Source organism: Photobacterium sp. Ph5 (genome assembly GCF_022129445.1).
In the GTDB taxonomy this organism is placed as follows: Bacteria; Pseudomonadota; Gammaproteobacteria; order Enterobacterales; family Vibrionaceae; genus Photobacterium.
The window spans coordinates 49,151-69,700 of the sequence record NZ_JADQAQ010000009.1 but is presented as its reverse complement, the minus strand read 5'-3'; the positions used below and the strand labels follow the sequence as shown (position 1 = coordinate 69,700).

17 protein-coding genes and 2 tRNA genes are annotated in these 20,550 nt (G+C 39.2%); 11 read left to right on the top strand and 8 right to left on the bottom strand.

Translation table 11 applies throughout. From position 1 onward, the window contains the following. Window positions 1-61 precede the first annotated feature (61 nt). From tkt to I3259_RS05805, 3 genes are all read right to left on the bottom strand, one after another. A complete protein-coding gene (tkt, locus tag I3259_RS05815) occupies window positions 62-2,056 on the bottom strand; it encodes a transketolase (protein WP_238028752.1) in 1,995 nt (664 codons plus the stop codon). Window positions 2,057-2,133: 77 nt separating this feature from the next. Beyond that, window positions 2,134-3,084 (bottom strand): transaldolase, encoded by a 951-nt coding sequence (tal, locus tag I3259_RS05810; protein WP_006644397.1) that lies wholly within the window; start codon window positions 3,082-3,084, stop codon window positions 2,134-2,136. 467 nt (window positions 3,085-3,551) lie between these two features. Further along, window positions 3,552-4,121: a porin family protein gene (locus I3259_RS05805; protein WP_045148442.1), complete on the bottom strand. Its 570-nt coding sequence runs from the start codon at window positions 4,119-4,121 to the stop codon at window positions 3,552-3,554. Window positions 4,122-4,599: 478 nt separating this feature from the next. Between I3259_RS05805 and I3259_RS05800 the strand changes: the two genes are divergently transcribed. The 9 genes from I3259_RS05800 to I3259_RS05760 all read left to right on the top strand — a co-directional run bounded on the left by I3259_RS05800 (window position 4,600) and on the right by I3259_RS05760 (window position 13,086). After that, window positions 4,600-6,276, top strand: a complete 1,677-nt coding sequence (locus I3259_RS05800) for an ABC transporter substrate-binding protein (RefSeq protein WP_238028781.1) — start codon at window positions 4,600-4,602, stop codon at window positions 6,274-6,276. An 11-nt stretch (window positions 6,277-6,287) separates the two neighbouring features. Beyond that, on the top strand, window positions 6,288-7,067 hold the full coding sequence (locus I3259_RS05795) for a VWA domain-containing protein (protein ID WP_238028751.1): 780 nt from the start codon (window positions 6,288-6,290) through the stop codon (window positions 7,065-7,067). A 14-nt stretch (window positions 7,068-7,081) separates the two neighbouring features. After that, window positions 7,082-8,608, top strand: coding sequence for a phosphate ABC transporter substrate-binding/OmpA family protein (locus I3259_RS05790; protein WP_238028750.1), 1,527 nt, complete (start codon window positions 7,082-7,084; stop codon window positions 8,606-8,608). 101 nt (window positions 8,609-8,709) lie between these two features. Next, window positions 8,710-9,429 (top strand): hypothetical protein, encoded by a 720-nt coding sequence (locus tag I3259_RS05785; RefSeq protein ID WP_238028749.1) that lies wholly within the window; start codon window positions 8,710-8,712, stop codon window positions 9,427-9,429. Window positions 9,430-9,438: 9 nt separating this feature from the next. Further along, a complete protein-coding gene (locus I3259_RS05780; protein ID WP_238028748.1) occupies window positions 9,439-10,617 on the top strand; it encodes a toxic anion resistance protein in 1,179 nt (392 codons plus the stop codon). Between the two features lie 20 nt (window positions 10,618-10,637). Further along, the gene (locus I3259_RS05775) at window positions 10,638-11,294 is read left to right on the top strand and encodes a hypothetical protein (protein ID WP_238028747.1); all 657 of its coding nucleotides are present in this window, start codon (window positions 10,638-10,640) and stop codon (window positions 11,292-11,294) included. Between the two features lie 135 nt (window positions 11,295-11,429). Beyond that, window positions 11,430-11,520: transfer RNA gene (locus tag I3259_RS05770), tRNA-Ser, on the top strand. Between the two features lie 40 nt (window positions 11,521-11,560). Beyond that, window positions 11,561-11,637: transfer RNA gene (locus I3259_RS05765), tRNA-Asp, on the top strand. A gap of 1,107 nt (window positions 11,638-12,744) precedes the next feature. Then, window positions 12,745-13,086, top strand: a complete 342-nt coding sequence (locus I3259_RS05760; protein WP_238028746.1) for a hypothetical protein — start codon at window positions 12,745-12,747, stop codon at window positions 13,084-13,086. Window positions 13,087-13,110: 24 nt separating this feature from the next. Here the strand turns inward: I3259_RS05760 and I3259_RS05755 are convergent, their stop codons facing one another. After that, a complete protein-coding gene (locus I3259_RS05755; protein ID WP_238028745.1) occupies window positions 13,111-13,425 on the bottom strand; it encodes a cupin domain-containing protein in 315 nt (104 codons plus the stop codon). Beyond that, window positions 13,409-14,884 carry a PLP-dependent aminotransferase family protein gene (locus tag I3259_RS05750; protein ID WP_238028744.1) on the bottom strand — a complete coding sequence of 492 codons (1,476 nt, stop codon included), beginning with the start codon at window positions 14,882-14,884 and terminating at the stop codon, window positions 13,409-13,411. Before I3259_RS05750 ends, I3259_RS05755 begins: the two co-directional genes overlap by 17 nt. Window positions 14,885-14,975: 91 nt before the next feature. Here I3259_RS05750 and I3259_RS05745 point away from each other — a divergent pair, with 91 nt between their 5' ends. Then, a complete protein-coding gene (locus tag I3259_RS05745) occupies window positions 14,976-15,632 on the top strand; it encodes a pyridoxamine 5'-phosphate oxidase family protein (RefSeq protein ID WP_238028780.1) in 657 nt (218 codons plus the stop codon). An 80-nt stretch (window positions 15,633-15,712) separates the two neighbouring features. On the opposite strand, the gene I3259_RS05740 is transcribed toward I3259_RS05745, so the two are convergent. From I3259_RS05740 to I3259_RS05730, 3 genes are all read right to left on the bottom strand, one after another. Then, window positions 15,713-15,817, bottom strand: coding sequence for a 30S ribosomal protein THX (locus I3259_RS05740; RefSeq protein WP_238028743.1), 105 nt, complete (start codon window positions 15,815-15,817; stop codon window positions 15,713-15,715). Between the two features lie 345 nt (window positions 15,818-16,162). Continuing rightward, window positions 16,163-17,815 (bottom strand): AMP-binding protein, encoded by a 1,653-nt coding sequence (locus I3259_RS05735; RefSeq protein ID WP_238028742.1) that lies wholly within the window; start codon window positions 17,813-17,815, stop codon window positions 16,163-16,165. Window positions 17,816-18,152: 337 nt separating this feature from the next. Beyond that, window positions 18,153-19,406: a leucine-rich repeat-containing protein kinase family protein gene (locus I3259_RS05730; RefSeq protein WP_238028741.1), complete on the bottom strand. Its 1,254-nt coding sequence runs from the start codon at window positions 19,404-19,406 to the stop codon at window positions 18,153-18,155. 256 nt (window positions 19,407-19,662) lie between these two features. Here I3259_RS05730 and I3259_RS05725 point away from each other — a divergent pair, with 256 nt between their 5' ends. Further along, a complete protein-coding gene (locus I3259_RS05725; RefSeq protein ID WP_238028740.1) occupies window positions 19,663-20,364 on the top strand; it encodes a L,D-transpeptidase family protein in 702 nt (233 codons plus the stop codon). Window positions 20,365-20,550: the final 186 nt, after the last annotated feature.

Below are 20,550 nucleotides of genomic sequence, written 5' to 3'. Positions count from 1 at the left end.
TTATTTGATGAAAGTAAAAAGCCGAGCTTTAAAGCTCGGCTTTTTCATGATTATTAAGCGATTATGCTAATAATTCTTTTGCTGTTTCAACAATATTATCTGTTGTAAAGCCAAACATTTTAAATAGCTCTTCAGCTGGTGCTGATTCACCAAATGTTGTCATACCGATGATACGACCATCGAAACCAACATACTTGTACCAGAAATCAGCAATACCTGCTTCAACAGCGATACGCGCTGTTACATCTGAAGGTAATACACTTTCACGGTATGCTGCATCTTGCTTGTCAAACAGATCTGTTGCAGGCATAGAAACAAGACGTACCTTACGACCTTCAGCCGTTAGTTGTGCGTAAGCTTCTGCTGCAATACCGACTTCTGAACCAGTTGCAATTAAGATTAGTTCAGGTTTGCCTTCGCAGTCTTTAAGGATGTAACCACCCTTAGCGATGTTAGCTACTTGTGCAGCGTCACGATCTTGTTGTGTTAGGTTTTGACGAGAGAAGATTAGCGATGTTGGGCCATCTTTACGCTCAATTGCGTATTTCCAAGCTACTGCTGATTCAACTTGGTCACATGGACGCCATGTGCTCATGTTTGGTGTTAGGCGTAGAGATGCAATCTGCTCTACAGGCTGGTGTGTCGGACCATCTTCACCTAAACCGATTGAATCGTGCGTGTAAACTTGAATGTTCTGAATTTTCATCAGTGCAGCCATACGCATTGCATTACGTGCATATTCCATAAACATTAGGAATGTTGCGCCATAAGGAACGAAACCACCGTGTAGTGCCATACCATTGATCATCGCAGTCATACCAAATTCACGTACACCGTAGTGAATGTAGTTGCCAGATGCATCTGTTGGTGTGATTGACTTAGAGCCAGACCACATGGTTAGGTTTGATGGTGCTAGGTCTGCAGAACCGCCCATGAATTCAGGTAAAATTTTACCGAATGCTTCAAGTGCGTTTTGTGATGCTTTACGAGAAGCAATATTTGCAGGGTTTGCTTGAAGATCTGCAATCACTTCAGATGTCACTTGTTCCCAGTTTGCTGGTAGCTCGCCGTTCATACGACGTTTGAATTCAGCAGCTAGTTCAGGGTAAGCAGCAGCGTACGCGGCAAATTTCTCATCCCATGCCGCTTCTTTTGCTTTACCTGCTTCTTTCGCATCCCACTCAGCGTAGATTTCTGCTGGGATTTCAAATGCGCCGTAAGTCCAACCTAGGAATTCACGTGCTGCTTTAATTTCATCAGCGCCTAGTGGAGCACCGTGACAGTCGTGAGAGCCAGATTTGTTTGGAGAACCAAAACCAATGATCGTTTTGCAACAAATAAGTGTTGGCTTACCTGTTTCAGCTTTCGCTGCTTCAATTGCTGCATTAATTGCTGCTGCATCGTGACCATCAACAGCAGGAATGACATGCCAGCCGTAAGATTCAAAACGCTCTGGCGTGTTATCAGTAAACCAACCTTCAACGTGACCATCGATAGAAATACCGTTGTCATCCCAGAATGCGATCAGTTTACCAAGACCTAATGTACCTGCTAGTGAACATGCTTCGTGAGAAACACCTTCCATTAGACAGCCATCACCAAGGAAAGAGTATGTGTAGTGATCAACAACGTCATGACCTTCACGGTTAAATTGTGCAGCCATTGCTTTTTCAGCAAGTGCCATACCAACCGCATTAGTAATACCTTGGCCTAAAGGACCTGTTGTTGTTTCAACACCTGGTGCGTAACCGTATTCTGGGTGCCCCGGTGTTTTTGAGTGAAGTTGACGGAAATTCTTCAGATCATCGATAGAAAGATCGTAACCTGTAAGGTGAAGTAGCGAATAGATAAGCATTGAACCGTGGCCGTTTGATAATACAAAACGGTCGCGATCAGCCCACTTAGGGTTTTGTGGGTTGTGATTCATGTGACCACGCCAAAGTACTTCGGCGATATCTGCCATACCCATAGGTGCGCCAGGGTGACCAGAATTTGCTTGTTGTACACCATCCATGCTTAGAGCACGAATCGCATTCGCTAACATTTTATGTTCCATAGTGTTTCCACCAAATATATGAGATTTAAACTTAAGAAAGCGGCAAAGGCCGCTTTCTGGAATACTTAATTAAGCGATTAAAGACGCTCTGCAATCATAGCTTCAAGTTTACCTTGGTCAATTGCGAAGTTACGAATACCTTCCGCTAGTTTCTCAACTGCCATTGGATCTTGATTATGTTCCCATAGGAACTCAGCATGTGTCATTGCTGCCGGACGATCTTTCAGATCAGTTGTTGCTTTTAGTTTTTCAACAACGTCACCTTGTGCTTCTTCTAGTTCTTGAAGAAGTTGTGGACTAATCGTTAAACGGTCACAACCTGCTAGTTCAAGAATTTCACCAGTATTACGGAAGCTTGCGCCCATAACTACAGTATTGTAACCGTGTTCTTTGTAGTAGTTATAGATATTCGTTACAGAAATCACACCTGGATCTTCTTGTGGTGCAAAATCACGACCTTCTTTCGCTTTGTACCAGTCCATAATACGACCAACGAATGGCGAAATAAGGAATACGCCAGCCTCAGCACAAGCACGAGCCTGCGCAAAAGAGAATAGAAGCGTTAGGTTACAGTTGATACCTTCTTTTTCTAGGATTTCCGCTGCACGGATACCTTCCCAAGTAGAAGCTAGTTTGATTAGGATACGATCGTTGCTGATACCAGCATCGTTGTACATTTTGATAAGTTGACGTGCTTTAGTAACACTGCCTTCTGTATCGTAAGAAAGGCGCGCATCAACTTCAGTTGAAATACGGCCAGGTACAACGTTAAGAATTTCTTTACCAATGCTTACTGCAAGCATATCGCAAGTATCTTGTACTTGTTGTGCTTTATCATCGCCTTGCGCTTTTGCGTAAGCGATAGAAGCATCGATAAGTGGTGCGTACTCAGCGATTTGTGCCGCTTTTAAGATCAAAGATGGGTTAGTTGTCGCGTCTTCTGGTTGGTATTTTTTAATGTCTTTAATATCGCCAGTATCTGCTACAACAGTAGTTAGTGCGCGTAGTTGTTCTAATTTTGTGCTCATATCTATTGACCTTATCTATAGGGCTCATGTCATGCCAGCCACTATTTATAACGTGAAATGCTGTCATGCTCAAAAGAATTTATTACTTATTCTTAACCTGTTCATACAAAACCATTTACACACACTGTGAGCGAATGGTTTACGTAAGAGCATTTGATAAATCGATAATTGACTTTTTCAGTGTTTTTGTCAATTCAAAATGCGAATAAATCCTGTTTAGATCCCAATAAAAGTGGGGTTAATTCTAGTTAACCGCGAGATATTGCTCCTGACTACGATTGCTTTATTTTTTAATGCTGAGCGGATGATCGTAAGGTTGAGCATATGTTCATTTTTGGCGAAGTAAGCGAATAAAAATTCTACAAAAATCAGATTCGATATAAATATCTAACGTGCTTTACTGCAATAATGAAAAAAGCCATTAACTGAGTTAATGGCTTTTTTCACTTAGAGATGATCATACTACATTAGAAATTGTAGTTAACACCTACATAATACATCGTTGTTTCTGAGTCGATGTTTAAATCTTTATCGTTATCCGCTTTTTCAAGATCTGTTGATAAGTAGTCAATACCTGCACGAAGATCGATATGTTCAGCAACGGCAAAGTTAACACCTGCACCCGCAGTCCAGCCAAAACCATCAACATCAATATCGTGACGGTTCATATTGTCGATACCATCGTAATCGCCATCAACAGCAACGTAAGCGACACCTGCTTTAGCAAATAGAGATAACTGATCATTAAGTGGCATCATTACGCGAGGAGTCAGAGTCGCGTAACCTTTTTTAATGTTATCTTGTTCGCCTGTTTGACCTAATGTTGCTTCAAGACCAAGATTTTCAGTGAAGTTGTAACCACCGTATAAGCCGTATGCAACTACATTTTCGTCGTAGTTATGTTCCCAATGGTCAGCTTTAAGATCCGTAGTTGCATTACCAAGGCTTGCACCAACGTATGGACCTGTCTGATCGGCAAGTGCTACGCCAGATGCTGTTGTAAGAACAAGTGCTAATGGTAATAGAATCTTTTTCATCATAATTTCCTTTATGTTTTTATTGGTTTTTTAAGAGCTAATACTCTAACTCTTGAATGTCACTAACTGCTGATGGGAAGAATATGATGCATTCACAGTCTGAATGTCAGAGAATTGAAAGGTGTTTTATTGTACTGTTTGATTTGACGTTGAGCTAACAATCTACGGACATGACTCACACAAAACGCATTGATAGTGAATGAATGACGTTAAAATTCATCTTTGTAAGCAATTTTCATTGCTTTTTATGAGTGTGTATTCAATGCGCGTTATCTAGAAAAACTGAAAGTTAAAAAGTCGTTTATATAATTACTATGAATTCAATCGCAAATTGGCATATGTTTCGTGCTACAAGCCTGACGCGTATTTTTTATCCGGTATGGTACCTATTACTCAAAAAAGCGTAGTTACGTTTTTGACTGTTGTAATGGGGGAAACAATGGGATTGATGATTAGATATTTTCGGTATTGGCTCTTTGTGTTGGCAGTATTGATTTCAACGTTTGCCGCAGCAAAACCTCAATATATAAATCCAATACCACTAGCCCAACTTATTAATACGCCAGTTTCAAAAGTTAATGAACAGACTTTTGAACTGCCAGTGATTACTTGGGGCGCAGATATTAATACGATTTATGCGAATGGTAGCCAATCGATCACCTCAAGTAATTCTCTTTTTTCTAGTTATGGACTGAAATTTAGATTAAGTCGAAATGATAAATTTTCAGATCAGCTCACGAATTACCTGTCAGGAAAAACGCCCTACCTTCGCGGAACATTAGGGATGGTTAATGCAGCATCTGACTTATTAGCCAGCAATCCTTCAGTTACCCCTATTATTATTCATCAATTATCTTGGTCATCAGGTGGTGATGCTTTAGTCGTTAAACCGAGCGTTCGTACCGTGGCAGATTTAAAAGGTAAGACGATCGCGCTGCAAGCGTATGGTCCGCATGTGGATTATATGGGAGCTGTATTAAAAGATGCAGGGTTAACACCCGATGATGTCACCATTAAATGGTTGCCCGATCTTACAGGGACGAATAATAGTCCAGCCAGTGCATTATATGAAAATGATGTCGATGCAGTATTCGTAATTCTACCTGATGCGTTAGCACTAACATCAGGGGGAGCTGTCGGTACTGGATCTGAAGATTCGGTTAAAGGCGCTAAGATATTAATGTCAACTAAAACGGCTAACCGAGTGATAGCGGATGTCTATGCGGTGAGAGCGGATTATTTTAATAGCCATCGCAGTGACGTAATGAATTTTGTAAAAGCGTTAAATAGCGCAACAGATGAAGTGAAGGTTTTGTTTAATAATGCGAATGCTAAAAACGCAAAATTGACACCTTTATTGTCTTATTCTGCTGATCTGTTGCTTGATTCTCCTGATGCAATAGAAGACATAAAAGGACTCTATGCTGACGCAGAGCATTTAGATATTAACGCTAATAAGCAGTTATTTAGTGACATGGCGTATCCAAGAAACATTACCAAAGTCAGTAATGAAATCCAAACTACGTTAAAGCGGCTTAGTTTAACGTCAGCTTCGACACTTCCTCAATTAGCAAATTGGGATTTTACCCAATTAGGTGCTGATATTGAGTTTAATAACAAATCACGTTTTAACAGTGAGCGTGTCGCTTCAGTGGTTGCTAAAAAACAGCAACAGAATTCATTGGCTGATGGTGAACTGTTTTCTTTTGAAGTCGCTTTTCAACCTAACCAAAACAGCTTTAATTCGTCGTTATATCAAACAGAATTTAAGCGTGTAATTGAACTAGCCTCTACTTATGGTGGTGCGGTGATCACTGTTGAAGGTCACAGTGATCCTTTGAAATATTTACGCTCTAAGAAAAAAGGTGAAACTGGTGTGGTGTTAAACCGCATTAAACAATCAAACCGCAATATCAGCTTATCGCGTGCGCAAAGCGTTAAACAAAGCGTATTAACATTCGCTACCGATCAAGGCATTGCTTTAGATGCGAGTCAGTTTGCTTTAGTTGGGCATGGTTTTGGTAGCCCTAAAACAGGGATGTGTGGTAATGAGCCTTGTGCACCTGCAACTGAATCTGAATGGCGATCAAATATGCGCGTCGTCTTTCGTATTATTCAGTTAGAAGCTGAATCTGATGTTTTCCAACCTTTATAAGTGAGCATGATATGAGATTTATAATTTATTCTTGCTGCCTTATTGCTTTTGCTGTGGTGTTTTTTAAACCGAGCTCTGGGGTTAACTCGACAGGATCAAAAGACAGTAGTACACAGATAAAAAAAATTGACGCATCAAGTGGATATGGATTTGATGCTTTAAAAAATGATTGGCCTGCACTAAATAATGAAAATGCACTCGTTTCCGATAATTGGCTGGCGACTAACTACCTATTGATTTTTGATGGTAGCGGTTCGATGGATAATACTAATTGTGGTAATGGGCAAAAGAAAATTGTCGCGGCAAAGCAAGCAATACAAACTTTTATTAACGATATTCCTAATTCAGCCAATGTCGGGTTATATGTTTTTGATAATAAAGATGCGTCATTGCGTGTACCACTTGGCAATAATAATCGAGCGACATTAAAACAAGCGATTTATGACGTAACAGCTGGTGGTGCAACACCATTAAAAAGCTCTCTAGATTCGAGCTACGCAGCATTAGAGCGTCAAGCCAGTAAACAATTGGGTTATGGGGAATATAACGTTGTGATTGTTACCGATGGTGATGCAAGCCAGGGAGAAAATCCACAACCTGCGATTAATCGTATCTACCGTGATTCACCCGTTACCATTCATACCATAGGCTTTTGCATTGGTGAGCAACATGCGCTTAATGCAAAAGGGATCACCTATTACCAATCGGCTAATAACCCAGAAAAACTGTTAGCAGGGCTAAAAAATGTATTAGCAGAATCTGCAGAGTTTGATGTCGCTAGTTTTAATTAAGAAAAAGGTCATATATGCAAAAGCATAGTAAGTTTGCTCTTTTTATTTTAGTGCTAGGGATCATCGGCTTAATTACCTATAAGTTTTTGCAGCCCCATATTGATGATCATGTTTATGCTGATACATCGGATGCGCGAAATACCAAAGGTGTAATAAAAATAGGGATGGATAATTGGGTTGGCTATTACCCACTATGCTCTAAAGAAATGCGACGATTATTACGCAATGAAGGTTATCGTTTATCTTGTATTGATGATGGCGCTGATTACTCCCAACGTATGGAAGGTATAGCAAACGGTGAATTAGATTTTGCCGTTGCAAGTGTGGATGCTTATATTACATCTGGTAAAGTATACCGTTACCCAGCCAGTATCGTTGCTGTCATTGATGAGTCACATGGTGGCGATGCTATTGTCGCGAATACCGATGTTGTTACGTCGATCAATGATTTGAAAACGAATAAATCCTTATCGATTGGTTACACTCATGATTCACCCAGTGAACACTTACTGAGCGCGATATCTTCTCACTTCGATCTTAATCTTTTTAAATCTAACAACGTTAAACGAGTTGCGACTGCTGGCTCAAGCGATGCGTTATCACAATTAATAGAAGGCAAATTAGATGTTGCTGTATTGTGGGAGCCTGACGTGTCAACCGCGCTTGCCGAAGGTAATTTTGAAACCATTATTAGTACTGATGATACGAAAAACTTAATTGTTGATGTACTTCTTGCCAATAAAGCCGTGATTAAAAATAAGCCTGAAATACTTGATCGCGTATTAGCAACCTATTTTAAGGTACTTAAATATTATCGTGATAATCCTAATGTATTAGTTCAAGAGATCGAAAGTATTACAGACTTACCGAATACTCAAGTTAAGCAGTTGCTTAACGGTGTACGATGGATAGGGCTCAACGACAACGTATCTGCTTGGTTTGGTCAATCCCAGTTACTACTCGATACCATCGATAGCACTATTACAATTATCAATGATACATCAGCAGTGCCGCAACAGTGGCTACCCAATAATGATCCCTATCGGATAATACATTCCCCTCCTATTCAAACTGTACAACAAACACTTAATGATATTGCTTTAAATGAACCATCACACAGGCCAGTTAGCGAAGTATTTGCTGCATTAAGTGCAAAGCAATGGGCACATATGAGTGAGATAGGCACGTTGAAAACCCGTCCAGTTATTTTCTCTAGTGGTAGCGAGCGACTGACACCAAACGGTCAGCAGCAACTTAATCTTACTGCTGAAAGTTTATCGCATTACCCGAATTTTCGAATTCTAGTTGAAGGTCATACCGGTTTACGTGGTGATAAAGCGTTAAATATCGAATTATCGGCAAAACGTGCAAAGGCGGTAAAAAGCTATTTGGTGAATCAACTCGGCTTTGAAGCCAGTCGTATTCATGCTGTGGGTAAAGGAAGTGATGAACCATTAATTCAATTAAGTGGGGAAAGTCAGCGTCGTTATGCCAATAGATTAATGCGCGTTGAAATTGCGTTGATGAGTGAAACCTATTAAAAGGAAGTAGATTGGATATTCTGTCGCCTCAAGCTATTAAAAATCAGGTAATTTCTAACAGTATTCAACATCCGATAGTTATATATAGTGGTGTTGTGGGCATGATTGGAGCCGTATATAGCTTATTGTTCTCTGGTGAATTATTGAGCTGGGGAGTCACGATTGCAGCTACAGCATTATGCTTTAGTAAATTACTGTGGGGATATAAGGTTAATTATAATTCTCATGCTAAGGCTATTGTTGAGAAATATCATCGCAGTTTATTACAACAACGAGAGCAAACGCTGGTTGATTTAAAGCAAGAGCTAAGCCAAATAAAACAGCAAGATGCGCTAAAGCAAGTTGATCAATTAGGCTTAAAATTCAATGCGTTCCAGCAGGTATTAGATAGGGTCTTAAATAAAGACGAATTAGCGTACTCACGCTATATCACAATGGCTGAAGCCGTCTTTGTTGGAGCGTTAGATAATTTGCAGACAGTGATTGTAAATACTAAAGCTGTCTCAGGTATTGATATTGATTATATTCAACAACAACTCAGTGTTCTTAGCTGCCAATTAACACAAATCACATCGCCTCAAATCTTACTAGAACAAAAAATAGATGCTTTGCAGCACCGAATTGTTATCTATAAAGATGCTCATCAGCATATCACAACCGTATTAATCGAAAACGAACAAGCAATGACAGAGCTTGATCGTGTCACAACGCAACTTTCTCAAATATCGCTTCTTTCATCGCAGCAAGGAATGGAATTAGAAACGGCAATGGAAGAATTACGTCTACTTGCACAGCGCGCACAAAAATACAGTACTCGTTAAGGATGAACAATGGCACAGGAAAATACGACACTTATAGTAGCGACGCCTGATACGGTAAAACAAGCCTTAGATATTCCAGTATCAGTTCCTGAAACTCACGATAAAATCAGTACGAAAGTAGAAGAAACCGTTTCAATGTTATTAGCTATCGGCGAACGTGATTTATCGCAGCAACGAGATATGACAAACTTGATGACCTCTTTAGGGGAAGATAGTTGTCGTCAGTTAGCTCAATGTAGCCAGTTATTGAAAACCCCATTGCATACGTTAGTTGATGATGCTCAAGATGGTGGTGGAACAGCAAAAAGCTTATTAGACCTGCAACAACAAGTGAATGCGGTTAACCCTAATCGCACTGACTTTACCATGGGAACTATACGACGCTTACTCAGCTTTCTTCCTTTTGTTGGAACCCCTATAGCGAAATGGTTTTCACGTTATCAAACGGCAGAAGGTGTGATTAAGGATATTGTACAATCGCTTAGAGGCGGTCAAGCACAATTACAACGTGACAATATCACGCTTGAAGCCGATCAAATTCGTTATCGTGAGTTAACATTTCTGCTTGAAGATTATGTTCGCTTTGGCCAATTACTTGATGAGAAAGTAAATCAAACAATCGAGACAGCCCAAAACACAGAAACCAAAGTTAAGTTTTTACAAGAGCAGGTGTTATTTCCATTACGTCAGCGAGTGATGGATTTGCAGCAAACATTGGCTGTTAATCAGCAAGCTGTGATTACCACCGAAGTTATCATGCAAAATAACCGCGAGCTTATTCGAGGTGTTGATCGCGCGATAAATGTGACGGTATCTGCGCTTGAAACAGCGTCCGTCATGTCGATTGCACTTCAACATCAGAAAAAACTATTAGATGCGACCCAAGCTGTTAATGACACCACTAATGATCTGATATTACAAACCAGTGAGCAACTTCGAGATCAAGGGGTCAGTATCCAAAAACAAGCTTCTGAGAGCCAATTAGATATCAGTAAGTTAAAACAAGCCTTTTCAAATATTAATGCCGCATTAAATGATATTAGCCAGTATCGAGTTAAAGCTTTACCGCAAATGGCACAATCTATTGTAGAAATGGATCAATTAACCGAGCAAATGGAAAGCCGTATTAAAGATGCTGAAAAAGGCAAAGACATTCAACAGAACTTGTCTCAGTTAATTGAACTTTGATCTTTGAAAAGGAATTTAAGATGGAAAATGGTATCAAGAAAAACTTACTACCAGAAAATGGCACGCATTGGAAAAAATGGTACGTACCGTTAGAAGAAGAAAATGCCACCATTAGAGAATGTTTAGCGACTCAAGCCCCTGTGGCTGCCGGTAGCGCAGATATTCCATTGATTGTGAGATTAATAGAAAACCCGAAGTTTGATATTCCTGGGATCAATTTATTTAATGGCGCTGTTAGCCTAGAAGATCATGATGTTATTCACCTTTTATTAGGGCGGGGAATGCTACCGAAAGATGAGGCATTTGTTATTGGTTTTACGATGGGATCATCAAATCGAATGTCAACGGCTGAAAAGAAGATGTACGCGTTTGCAGCTAAATATTTATACCCAGGGCCGTATAAATTTTCTGATGATGATATTGCTGTATTTAAGAAAGCGGCGCATCTTGGATACGTTTCTGACTGTCAGCCATTAGATACCATTAACTGTGCAGAGCTAATGGATTTAAGTTTAAAAGAAGCGCGTCAGCGAGTCGGGATAGAATCTGATTTACTGGCGGCTTATTATCAGATTGAAAGTCAGCGTTTTAGTCAATTTGAAGAATGTTTACGTATAACGCCTCAAGGTCGAGAAAAACTTGAAGCGCAGATTAATGCTGAAAAATTAGCAGGATAAAGAAAATTAAAATTGTTGACGTATAATATTTAGGTAAAAATGCGCGCTAAAGTTTGTTTTTTAAACGAATGGTGAGTTTGTTTAAAAATAGGCTTTACAGATGTGTAATTGCTAGGTATTATTCGCCGCACTTACGGAGAGATGGCTGAGTGGTTGAAAGCACCGGTCTTGAAAACCGGCATACGTTTATAGCGTATCTAGGGTTCAAATCCCTATCTCTCCGCCATATTCTAGAGATTCGATTTATCGGGTTTCGTTAAAGAATTGGAGCGGTAGTTCAGTTGGTTAGAATACCGGCCTGTCACGCCGGGGGTCGCGGGTTCGAGTCCCGTCCGCTCCGCCAACACAATGAAGCCTCGTCAGAAATGACGGGGCTTTTTTTTATCTGTTGTTTGGCGAAAGTAACCATTTACAAATTTCAGTATGAAATCCCTTCCTCTGTTCGTATCAAAAGTCCACTGTGACCATCTGGTAACCAATTGATACATTGGAAGTTTTAGTCGATGCTAGACTTTCGTTATTTACTATCTTGTTGCATTAAAAATAAGTGTGCCGAGCGGGAGAACATGGTGGCGCTTTGTCATTTATTGAGCAAGTTACGGAGAGGGGTACTCTGGTGGGAGAGCAAGGAACAAGACTCTCTGGTGGTCAGCGGCAGCATATCGCTTACCTATAAAATATAATTAAAAATGCTGATCGTATTCTTGTTCCGGAAAGCGGACTGGTAACCGAGCAGGGAAGTCATTTTGAAATAAATATCACCGAAGGTACTTATGCAAGATTGTGGTTGTAGAAGACACTTGTTTGAAATGGGCTCTGTTCAGCTTCTGTGTTGTTCTGGCTGATTACGGCTTAAGCCTTTGAAGAAAAATAAGACGTACGAAATTAAAGCTATTAGAAAGCAGTTGGTTATATATTTGAACTTAAAGCCTGAACAGGGCCTTTGAAATGTGTATTAGATAAGGTTGAACTGTTCTTCTTAATTGTTAATTGTTAATTGTAGTAGTAACCATGAATCGTGACATGATATTGAATTTTTTGAAATATATAGTATATAAACCTATTTAATGTTGCACTCACTCGAACAGTTAAAACTACTGTATTTTACTTGTTGGCTAAAAATGTGATTATTTAATATTTCATCATATTTGTGTTCTAACAATATTTTGGGTTGAATGGTTTTTTAATGATAAAAACTAAACTATTAGGATAGCTTGTTGTCTTTATTAGCAGTTGGTTATCTGTATTTTTTTGTTGTATATACTTAAATTATCGGTGTTGAAATTGATCTTGATTTGGCTATTTTTAATAACTTAAAGACTTATTCAAACAATGCTGAAATCCTCTCTTTTTTATTCCTATTCTATTTGTTTACGCTTCCGCTCTGTTTTGGTGGTACACAGATGCACAAAAGGAAAAAATCACTAACGTTAATAATAAAGAATTTTTATTGATGTTGTTTGATGGTTATCCTGATGATGGTTTTAAAGAAAGATTTGAGAGTAAGGGTATATCGGTTGGTTATCAATGGTTTTATAAGCAGCCTGATTATAATAATATTATTGGCTTGGAAATATCTCACTTTGAACATATTGATGAAAGTCATATTAATGTTGTTGGGAGAATTGAATACCGAGGAAATCAGGAGTCGTGTAAAGGTATATATGATGGTAATATTTACTATTTAGTAAATAAGTCGAGAGGAATATGGGAGGTGGTATCTTACCAAAAGATTAACAATGTCACTTTAAGAGTTCCGCTGAAATGTCTGCACTGCTTTTCGCTAACATAATGCTGTCTTAGCGTGGCGATCTTGTTAATTAAAAAATACCGCTAACCAAATCGTAAGTTTATTTGGTTCTGTCCAACTTACGCGGTGCTTTTGGTGAGCAGGAATATAAAGGTGATCGCCTTTTTCTAAACGTTTAATTTCACCATTGGTAAAACTGACTTCAGCTCTTCCTTCTAATACGATAACCCACTCATTTTCAGATTGATCGTACCATTCATCTATTGGTGTTATATGTCCTTGCGAGACAATGCGCTCAATTCGTACCGAATCGGTTTTAAGTAAGTCTATAAACTCTTCATTATCAAGTTTGGCGGGTAATTGACTAAAAATATTCATCATGTCTGTTTTCCATTAACAGGTGGTTGAAGCAAGTTTTAAAGCTCTCAATCAATACTGGTATGTCATCAATAGAGGTATTACCAAAGCCAAGCACAATACCTTGCCAGTTTCGAATTGTATTCGGCAGTTCATAATAACTCAGTGGTCGTACAATAATATTGTGCTGAAAAGCCTGATCACAAAATCGTTTTTCACAGACGTTCTGGTGCCATCTTACGGTAACATGAAGCCCCGCCGCTTGACTGATCACCTCCCATTGTTGACCAAAACAGTCTTTAATACTTTGGAGCATTTGGTGATGTTTTGCTTGGTATAACCTGCGCATTTTTCGAATGTGGCGAAGCAAGTGGCCGCCATGAATAAATTCCGCCATTGCTAATTGAAGTTGGGCTTGTGTTTCACCGCTGAGAGCATCTTTTATCTCAAGGTAACGAGAAAGAAGAGCTTGAGGGACGACCATATAACCAAGACGAATACTGTTGCACATCACTTTACTAAAAGTACCAATATAGATGATATTCACATTGATATTGGTTTGAGCTGCAAGCCCCTGCAAAGAAGGATAAGGGCGGTGAGCATATTGAAATTCACTGTCGTAATCATCTTCAATAATGGTCACATTATGTTGGTTTGCCCATTGAAGTAATTGGATCCGTTGAGAGATATTAAGTGTTGTACCTAATGGATATTGGTTACTGGGGGTAATGTAAATGGCTTTAGCTTTTGTTTTCGATAACTGTTGAAGGTTAATTCCATCGAATGGAGTCACTGAAAGGGGCGCTATTTTGACATTACATAAGTTGACCACTTTACGCATTTGAGCATAACCGGGATTTTCAACAAGGACTATATCGTTAGGCTGAGTGCTTGCCATTATTGCCATGATTAATGCTTGTTGTGCTCCCGAGGTTGAAATGATCCTATCGGCGGTGACATCGACAGAGCGCGATGTTTTCAAGTAATGCGTTAATACTTCTCTAAATTCCCACTCACCTTGTAGATTGTTACAACCCAAAAACTGTGTTCGATCAAACTGTTGTTGATAAAGACGTTGCCACTTTTTTCTAGGAAATGTAGCAAGATCTGGCACGCCAGGAGCAAAGGCATTATTCGTTGTGTTTATTTGCTGTTTGATTGTAGGGTGTGTAAATGAATCTTCACTGCGCGTTGTCGTGAGGTAATGATCTGGTAGGGTGGCTGCGACATAAAAACCGCTACCTGCTTGGCTTCGAATATAACCTTCAGCAACCAGTTGGTCGTATGTAGCAATAATCGTATTACGGCTGACATCGAGAATTTGTGCTAGATGACGCGTTGATGGCAACTTACTGTTCTTTGGCCAATATCCTTGGGTGATTTTATCGCGAATAGCAATAAATAAACTCTGCTGGCGCGAACCTTGGTGATGGGAAAGGGTTAAATCTCCGGTATCAATTAATATCAAACTGGATCCATCCATTATTCAAAACTGGCACTTATCTACAGTATCAAAGTTTGATGTTATGTCTATCAGAAGGAAGTGTAATTTTGGGTAAATAGGAGAGGTTGTGATGTTATCAAGCACAGATAGAACGACGATAAAGAAAAATCCGAATAAAGCCGTTTTCGAGACAGAGAAGCTCTATCAAATAATTGACGAAAGCTTACTCGCACATATTGCTATTGAGCAAAATGAGCAGCCTATTGTTATTCCGATGTTGGTATGGCGAGTTAACAATAATATCTATGTTCATGGGGCTAAAAATAGCCGTTTAATTCGCGCGTTAAAAAAGGGGAAATCTTGTTGTTTAACATTTACGTTATTTGATGGTTGGGTACTTGCACGCTCTGCATTTCATCACAGTGCCCATTATCGCTCAGCAATGGTCTTTGGACAGTTTAATGCTATTGATGATAACCAATATAAAAATGCGTTACTGAACCACTTTATTGAGCAAATAGCACCGGGCCGAAGTGAATGTGTGCGACAAGGCAATGAAAAAGAACTTACTGCGACGGAATTACTCGTGATGCCATTAGCAGAGGCATCAGTAAAAATCGGTTGTAATGGTGTAAATGATGATGAGCGAGATATGGATTTATCCGTTTGGGCTGGAATTATCCCTTATAAAACGGTTATTGGCCCATTACAAGATGATGAGAAGATGGCGAGTGGAATCGATCAACCTGATTATTCTTTAGCGTATGGAAAACGATGGTATAAATAAATATGAGAAGAAAAACTAAGTCCAGACACACATTACTGGACTTAGTTCTCGGAGTATTAGCAAGATCGATTTAAATAAAACTATTCTTGATGATGCTTTCTTTGACCTTCTGTCGTTAAACGCGCATTACCGTGTGAATGTGCACGACGTTTACCTTTACATGTTTTCATATCGCCCTTAGCCATTGTAATTCCTTAATTATTAATAATAGAACAAAGAAGATATTTGTATGATAAATATTTTTTTTATCAGTGCAAGTGACAACTTTTCTGCTAACTTGTTGATACTGTAAATTAAATTGTACAAGTGACGCGTGTTTGATAAGAAATAAAGGCAGATTTTTTCGCTATTCAATAAGCAAAAAAAGAGGATTAAGGAATGTGCTCATTAGATTGAAAATAACGATAGCCAGAAGGTGAAACGTAGTTTTAATTATTTTAAGTGCTTTCTTAACGGGTAAGAAAATAAAGCCTGATAACTGAATGGTGGAAGGCGCTATCAGGCTTTTGTTACTCTATTTGGTATAAAAATTATTCTTCCCAGCGCACTAATGTATCGCTAGGCCAATCATGACCAATATCTGCGTATTTTTTCTCTAGTACATGACGTTTTATTTTAAGGGTTGGCGTTAAAATGCCATTCTCTATTGACCAAGGCTCTTTGATCATCAACACACCTTTGATCTTAGCGTGAGATTCTAGCTCGCGATTAATGGTGTTAATGACATGATGAACACGCTTCTCGTAACGTTTACGATCAAAGTTTGAGAAGTGATGAGGTAGTGCTAATAAAATGGGAGCAGGCATACCTGAGCCAACTAAACACATCATCTCGACATTACTGAGTTCAAACAGACGTTTCTCAATCGGTACAGGAGAGACGAATTTCCCTTTAGCCGTTTTAAAGGTATCTTTTTTGCGACCTTGGATGGTGAGGTAACCATCTTCATCAATAAAGCCGATATCACCAGTATGTAACCAACCTTCGCTATCAAAGCTTTCTTTGGTTGCAGCATCATTATTGTAATAACCTGCAAATAAGCCTTTACTACGTACTAATATCTCATCATCCGCGGCAATTTTTAGTTCAACCCCAGGCCCCGCATTACCAACACTACCGACTTTATCGCTCCGGTATGGGTGATTTAGTGTGCTATAGGCAAAAGATTCTGTCATGCCCCAAGCTTCGGTAATATTAAGTCCAATACTTTCATACCAGCGTAATAAACCTGCCGAAACGGGGGCAGAACCACAGCCTAATACTCGTGCTTCATTAAGTCCTAAACCATCAGCGAGTTTGCGTTTAATAAGGCCAGAAATAAATGGAATCTTAAGTAAAAGGTTAAGTTTCGCGGGTGGTAGTTTTTCCTGAATTCGCTGCTGGAAAAGGGTCCATAAACGCGGTACAGAAACAAAAATAGTTGGGCGATGCATTTTCACATCATCAATAAAAGTATCAAGAGATTCAGGGAAAGCCACTTGAAGTCCAGACATTATGGATGAACCAAAGATATATACTCGCTCAGTTATGTGTGCGAGTGGGAGATAAGAAAATAACCGCTCTGTTTTACCTAACCCAATATGCTCAGTTATTTGATGCGATGCCCAAGCGAAAGCGCCATAAGTTAGCATTGCGCCTTTGGGAAGCCCAGATGTACCTGATGTGTAAACAATTGACATTAATTCATCATCAGTATGTGCTGGACGCTCATCACTTGGGGCATGTTGTTCAATCAATGTAGAAAAACGATATTGTCCTTCTGGCGTACCTGGGTAGCTAAGAGAGATCGTCGGAATATCAGATAATGTTTGTGTGACGCTATTAATTGCGTCAGGACTATCAAGTTTACCGATAATTACTAATTTACTGTCACTATGGGTAATGCAATGCTCAATGGTATCAGCCCCAGCGGTTGGGAAAATAGGTACACTGATATAACTGCCGAGCATCATAGCTAAATCACAAATAAACCATTCCGCACAGTTTTTAGAGATTAGTGCAATACGCTCCCCCGGTTGGATCCCCAGCGCACGAAAAGCACTGACTAGGCGTAAAGCTTTGTCAGCAACATCTGCATAGGTGTAGTCAACAAATTCACGGTTAATAATTTGGCGAAGATAAATATCGGTAGGACGTTCTTCCGCCCATTGTAGGATCATGTCATTGGGTAGCAGTTGAGCCATATTAATTTCCCTTAAATGGTTTGCTACAAGGATGAAATCGTTCGATGACATCGTTTGTTATTATAATGTTAAATTTAAAGCGTATTTTAGGTGCTAGTCAAGGTGTTGCGTAAGGAAAATCAGTAAGATAAAGAGGCGATATCTGAATGGATGGTAACTGAACTAGGCATTTATTAGTATAAAATCAATCAATTATTTAAAACACTTGTATGAAATCAATTCTGATTATCCATAGAATAAATTAATGACTTTGTATCAGATTTGTTACCACGATCATGTTTGCTCAGTTATTGATAAAAGCGACAATAAAAAGTGCTTTCATTGTCGCTTTAAAGCATTACGACTGAATGTAATTATGCGCCTGTTGACTGAGTGTTCGATAACTCAATGAAGTGCGATCTCGTGATTCACAAGTACTGAGTAAATCTTCAATGAAATAACCTAATGCTCGGTTTTCTATAGTTTTGATTTGTTGCTGTATTACTAGAGGTAAATCATCGTAAATTGATGCAGCACCAAAATCGCCAACCAGAATATTGGCTTGCTCATCAAAGAGGACGTTATGGGCATAAATATCACCATGAGCAACACCTTGGTTTTGCATGTGTTTAATTACGTTGGTCATTTGTGACACTATTTTTTTGATCTGCTCAATGGTTAAGGTGAAACCGTTTGGGAAGGTATCGCGCGTACAGGTCTCAAACGTTGGTGGTAGACCTAAGTTTTTAAAGTGTGTAGGGATTAATGCCATAACCAGCGCTAAGTGTTTTGGATCTGTAACGTGTGCTAATGACTGCACAAGGTTTGGATGACGGCCGGTTTTTAGGCACGCGTTTAATTCATCTTGCGGGTAACCGTCAGACGTCACTTCACCTTTAAAGATTTTAACTGCGATATCGGTTGCCAGTTGATGGGTATTATTTTTCCATTTAGCGAGTGAAATAACACCAGATGCGCCTTGTCCCAGCACTTCTTGCAATGTGTAATCACTTGGTACAACTTCAGGTAATGTATTGTCTACCTGCTGGTGGCGATTAAAATCATTACCAGAAAAAGCTAACCATGCGAGTTTTGGTAAATTAAGCAGTTGGGTTGGAAAGGCCTGTAGGCGGTTAGCTGATAAACGGACCAACTCCAAATTAGCTAGCTGATCCATAGTGCTTGGTAATTCTGTGAGTTGGTTACCCGCTAATGCAAGTTTTTGCAAGTGAGGGCGTAGCCCTAAACTTTGTGGTAACTGAGTAATTTTATTATCAGTTAAAATCAGCCATCGCAATTTTTGAGGTAAAGATGTTTCATCAACCGTTGTGATTTGGTTTGATTTAAACCCAATCATTTCTAAGTTTGGACAAGCACCTAATACTTTAGGTAATTCGGTAAAGCAGTTGTTTGACATAAACACAATGCGTAGCTTGGTTAGCTGGGCAAACTCGTCAGGTAACTGGCTCAGTTTATTGTCGGTTAAATCTAGGATTTCCAAACTATCAGCTAGCGAAAGAATTTCGAGAGGAAAGGTGGTTAATTGCTGCGTAATTTTTAATTGGGAAATATGCGCGAGTTCACCAGAGCGTAGTTGTTCTAACGTATGCAAAATCTGTATACCTAATTACATGAATAGTATTTTCTCTATTGTACCCTGTGTGGTGTGAATGCCAATTAACTAAATAGCGATAGGAATTTTAATAACTTATCTCCAAGTGTAAATAATGTGCAATATTTTGTTGTAAAAATGTCCACACTATCGGTTGCACCACGGTAAAACGTCAGTACACTAGCGCTACTTTTGATGATATCAGCTACTGATTTCGTTTATTTCCAAAGACGACACTGCAAGTACCGAGGGTTTTGTGTTTAAAAAAGCGTTATTGCCATTATTGGTTATGTTCACTGTTGTTACTGATGCTCAAGCAGCTTATTCGTATTCAACTTACCCTCCTGCAGGCACACGAACTGTTGATGATGTAATGAAACGTTACTCTCCTTTTGTTGAGCCGCGGATTAAACGTTACTTTGAACAAGCAGGCTTATCTTATCCGCCAAAAAATATTGCGCTCTTTGCGATGAAAGAAGAGATGTCAGTAGAGTTATGGGCAGAAGAGAAAGGTAAGTGGTCGTACGTTAAACGTTACAATATCGAGAAAATAAGCGGTAAAAAAGGACCTAAACTACGAGAAGGTGATAAACAAGTACCTGAAGGTATTTACCGTGTATCTTTGTTGAATCCAAATAGCCGTTTTCATCTATCAATGAAGCTAGATTACCCGAATGCTTTTGATCGTAAATACGCGCGATTAGAAGGTCGAACGTCTCCAGGTAGTAATATTTTTATTCATGGTAAACAAGCATCGACAGGTTGTTTAGCGATGGGAGACTATAGTATTGAAGAGCTATTTTTACTCGCACAGAGAACGGGACTTGAAAATATCGAAGTGGTTATTAGCCCTCATGATCCGAAAAAAGGGAAATTACTGACCTCGATCAATCAACCTTTTTGGACTCAGATCCTTTATCGTAATATAGAACAAGAAGCGCGTAAGTTTGGCCGATAATGAGTCGGTTATTTCATCGATAAAATGGCTTGTAAAGTAAATAATTACATTTGATTTGGCGCTTTTTAACCAGATACAGCATGATGTTGCTAAAAATATGAGTTAGCGCTAGTTAAGGCAATCACATTTTGTAATACTAATACGAGCCACTGATTTCAATAAAGGATAATTATTGAAATCGTACTG